This window comes from uncultured Senegalimassilia sp. (assembly GCF_934632265.1).
Classification (GTDB): Bacteria; Actinomycetota; Coriobacteriia; order Coriobacteriales; family Eggerthellaceae; genus Senegalimassilia.
Map to the genome: position 1 here is coordinate 1 of NZ_CAKTYH010000152.1, position 3821 is coordinate 3821.

5 protein-coding genes are annotated in these 3821 nt (G+C 59.7%); all 5 read left to right on the plus strand.

Going from position 1 to position 3821, the window contains the following annotated elements; translation table 11 throughout:
* Positions 1-647 precede the first annotated feature (647 nt).
* Positions 648-1349 (plus strand): methyltransferase domain-containing protein, encoded by a 702-nt coding sequence (locus tag Q0H50_RS08780; protein ID WP_294421524.1) that lies wholly within the window; start codon positions 648-650, stop codon positions 1347-1349.
* Between the two features lie 209 nt (positions 1350-1558).
* Positions 1559-2029, plus strand: a complete 471-nt coding sequence (gene rimP, locus Q0H50_RS08785) for a ribosome maturation factor RimP (RefSeq protein WP_294421526.1) — start codon at positions 1559-1561, stop codon at positions 2027-2029.
* Positions 2030-2059: 30 nt separating this feature from the next.
* Positions 2060-3274, plus strand: a complete 1215-nt coding sequence (gene nusA, locus Q0H50_RS08790; RefSeq protein ID WP_114621227.1) for a transcription termination factor NusA — start codon at positions 2060-2062, stop codon at positions 3272-3274.
* A 9-nt stretch (positions 3275-3283) separates the two neighbouring features.
* Positions 3284-3577 carry a YlxR family protein gene (locus Q0H50_RS08795; protein WP_294421528.1) on the plus strand — a complete coding sequence of 98 codons (294 nt, stop codon included), beginning with the start codon at positions 3284-3286 and terminating at the stop codon, positions 3575-3577.
* 11 nt (positions 3578-3588) lie between these two features.
* Positions 3589-3821: translation initiation factor IF-2 N-terminal domain-containing protein (locus Q0H50_RS08800; protein WP_294421530.1), on the plus strand; the 233-nt coding region annotated here is incomplete at its 3' end.

The window sequence follows — 3821 nt, forward strand, 5'->3', positions numbered from 1 at the left end:
TCCTCGAACGGGCCCTCGGCCAGGTTCTTGATCTGCTCGAGGTAGGCCTCGAACTGCTCCTTGGACAATTTGCTCATCAAATCCTCCTTTGGGAAATTGGATTCGGTTCCTTCAACCGAATCCCTTTGACGCCACCCAATTTACGCACTTTCAATGCATTGGTCTAATGCATGAAATCTAGAGATACCTGAGCCAAATCATAGATGCGATGCATAGCAATCGATGCATGCGGAATATAATCCCAGATGAGCATGAGTAAGGGAGGTGGGGAAGATATGTGGTAAATATGAATCGGCGGATGTTGTTATATGGGACACTCGAAAAGAAGTGTCCAAATCGATGGCGATCGTAGCCCATTGCTACTACATTAGCAGCATTTAAAAGACTTGACATTGAGCTGTTGCTCAATGGCGTGTGATTCGGGTCAAAAGGCCGCAATTTCGCGATTTCTTGGCCATGATTCGATGTATGCAATATTATGTAGCCCTAAATGAAAACGAGTTCATACTCGGTAATTCTTGTTTTGGTTGGAATCTTTGTAGTCGGGGAGAGTTGCTATGAATGAGCGGTTTGCTGAATCCTCAGAGCCTGCATTGTCTTATTATGCTTCGCTTGCGCCTGCTGCCGGGTTCCAAGGTCGTTGCGCTATGAGCATTCCCTGCGATATCGAGGGCAAGCGGGTCCTCGATATCTGTTGCCGCAAGGGCAAGGGCGCGTTCGCCTTGGCTGATGCTGTGGGCCCTTCGGGGTTCGTCGTCGGCGTGGACCCCGATGCCGGCAACATCGCAGCTGCATGCGCTGCAGCGCCGAAGAATCATCGGGCGGGTTCTTTGTGGGAACATCACCTGCGATTTTCGCAAGCCATTCCTGAAAACCTTTCCGCAGCCCGGATCGACGATGCCGCGTTTGATTTGGTGTATGTCAACAGCGTCCTGAACCTTGCGTGGTCTTTACCCGCCACGCTTGACGAATTTGCCCGTGTGTTGGTGCCCGGAGGAAGGCTGTGGGTTGCGCAAGGCGTGTTCCTCGACAACGGCTCGGGTGTGCAAGAGCAGCGTGCGGTCGTCGGGAATGATTTGGACGTGCTCAGTGCGGGTACGGCTCTCGCGGATTCCGACGGTACGGATTCTGCGATGAACGCGCGTAAGTCCATAGCCGGTGGATCGGGTCCGGTCGATGTTTTTTCGCGAGCTCTTTCGTTTTCCGAGTTCGAGGAGCTGTGCTTGGCAGCCGGCTTCGGCTCCGTTGCCTTCTCGTCCGTGTCGCCGATTTCCTGCGAAGATCTGCGCAACGGGGAATGCTCTGGCGCTGCAACGTTTTGCCTGGCCGATGTCTGCGCAACCATATAGCGTGGTCCACTCGTTTCGCATGGGCGCATATTGCGTTTTATGGTGAACTTGCGTCTGCGCTCGGCGGCTCTGGAAAATCAATCTGCCGTATGGTATAAAAGTTTTGCATTGCAGCAAGCGCGCGACGGCGCGCACCATACTTTCGCAGACGGAAAGTGGGTTTTTACCCGCTTTTTTGTATGTTAGGGCACAGAAAGGAGCTTATGAGCGTGCTCAGCAAGAAGGAAACCGAGCTGCTTGACGCGCTGGAGCCCCGTGCGGCGTCCGAAGGCGTTGAGATCGTGACCGTGCAGGTCGTAGGCGCCAAGAAGGCGCCTACTATTCGCGTGTTCATAGACACGCCCGAGGGCGTGAGCTTCGATGAGCTGGCGAAAGCGCAGGCATGGATCAACGACATCATGGATGCGCTCGACCCGTTCCCCGGAGCCTACACCCTTGAGGTGTCCTCGCCGGGCATCGACCGACCGTTGCGCACGGAGCAGCATTTCGCGCGTTACGCCGGTCAGCAGGCCGTGGTGAAGCTCGCCCATCCCATCGACGGGCGCAGCAACTTCACCGGCACGATCGTTTCGGCCGATGACGGCAACGTCGTCATGGACGTCGACGGCCAGCAGGCCGTCCTGCCGATCGATCAGATGAAACGCGCCCACCTGAAGGGCATCGTGGATTTCAGCTCCTAGCCGAGCTGTTTGGAGAAAGGAAGCTAAAACGTGGCAAGTTCTGAGTTGATCGAGGCTTTGCAGGCCTTGGCCCATGAGCGCAAGATCGACGAGTTCTATCTGATCGACCGCTTGGAAGCCTCCCTGGCCAAAAGCTATCAGCATATCCTCGACCTCGAGTGGGACGCTCGAGTGACCATCGACCGCCAGACGGGCAAGATCTACGTCTACGAGCTGGTCCCGGTCGGCGAGCCCGACGAGGAGACCGGCGAGTACTCCGAGTTCGAGGAGCGCGACGTCACCCCGGCCGATGTCAGCCGTATCGCTGCGCAGAACGCCAAGAGCGTCATCAGCTCCATCGTCCGCGAGGCCGGCCGCCAGTCCATCTACGAGGAGTTCGCCGGTCGCGTCGGCGACCTGGTCACCGGCACCGTGCTGCAGGGCACGCCCGATTTCACCATCATCAAGATCCGCGACGGCGTCGAGGCCGAGCTTCCGCATTACGACGTGAAGCGCTACCCCGGCGAGCGCAACGAGCGCCCCGCAGGCGAGCACTATCGTCACAACCAGCGCCTGAAGGTGCTTATCATCGAGGTCCGCGATCCCGGTTCGGACGCCCCGCGCATGCGCGGCGAGCAGGCCCGTCCGGCCATCGTCGTGTCCCGCACGCACCCCGACCTTATCCGCCGCCTGTTCGAGATCGAGGTTCCCGAGATCTACGACGGCCTGGTCGAGATCAAGTCCATCGCCCGCGAGCCCGGCGCCCGTTCCAAGGTTGCCGTCACCTCCCGCGAGCACAACCTCGATCCCGTTGGCGCCTGCGTCGGCCCCAAGGGCAGCCGCGTGCGCATGGTGGTCGAGGAGCTGCGCAACGAGCGCGTCGACGTCATCCAGTGGGACGAGGACCCGGCTCGCTACGTGGCGAACGCCCTTTCCCCGGCCAAGGTCGATCGCGTCCTGGTCGACGAGGAGAACAACTACGCAACCGTCATCGTGCCCGACGACCAGCTGTCGCTGGCCATCGGCAAGGAGGGCCAGAACGCCCGCCTGGCCGCGCGTCTGACCGGTTGGCACATCGACATCAAGTCCGCCAGCTTCACCGGCGCCCCGCTTCCGAAGACCGAGAACATGCTCATCGACGAGGATGACCTCGAGGACGAGGAAGAGCTGTGCGCCTACGTTGACGAAAACGGCGTCCGCTGCCGCAACCATGCCCGTCCCGACAGCTGCTTCTGCGGCATCCACGACGGCCTGGACGAGGAATAGGCGTCATTTATGGCAACGGCAACCAACACGGGCAAACGACAGCGCAGCTGCATCGCCTGCGGCGCGCAGGCCGATAAAACGGGCCTGCTGCGCATCGTACGCACCCCTGAGGGGGCCGTTGCGTTCGATGCCACGGGCCGCGCATCGGGCAGGGGCGCCTATGTGTGCTCCGCGGAATGCTTCGCAGCCGCGTGCAAGAGGAACAAGCTCGACCGAGCGCTTAAGGCGACGCTCGGCAGCGATGATTACGACCGGATCGCCGCCGATATCGCCGCGCACGCGCGCGATGCGAGGGAAATGTAGAGGAGTGGTATATGGCCAGCATGCGAGTACATGAGTTGGCGAAGGAGTTCAACATGTCCAGCAAGGACATGCTCGATAAGCTCCATGAAATGAAGATCACCGCAAAAAGCCATGCCAGCATGCTGGCTGAGTCCGACGTGGAGAAGGTTCGCCAGAACCTGTCCCCCGAGATCAAGGAGCGCGCGGGCGAGCTTCCGGCCGAGGAGGCCAAGCAGCTCGCCGAGGAGCGGGCCGAGGCCAAGCG

What these genes read in the sequence shown, in the direction of transcription:
- Q0H50_RS08780 (WP_294421524.1), top strand. Translation starts at nt 648, where the DNA reads ATGAGCATTCCCTGCGATATCGAGGGCAAGCGGGTCCTCGATATCTGT.
- Q0H50_RS08795 (WP_294421528.1), top strand. Translation starts at nt 3,284, where the DNA reads ATGGCAACGGCAACCAACACGGGCAAACGACAGCGCAGCTGCATCGCC.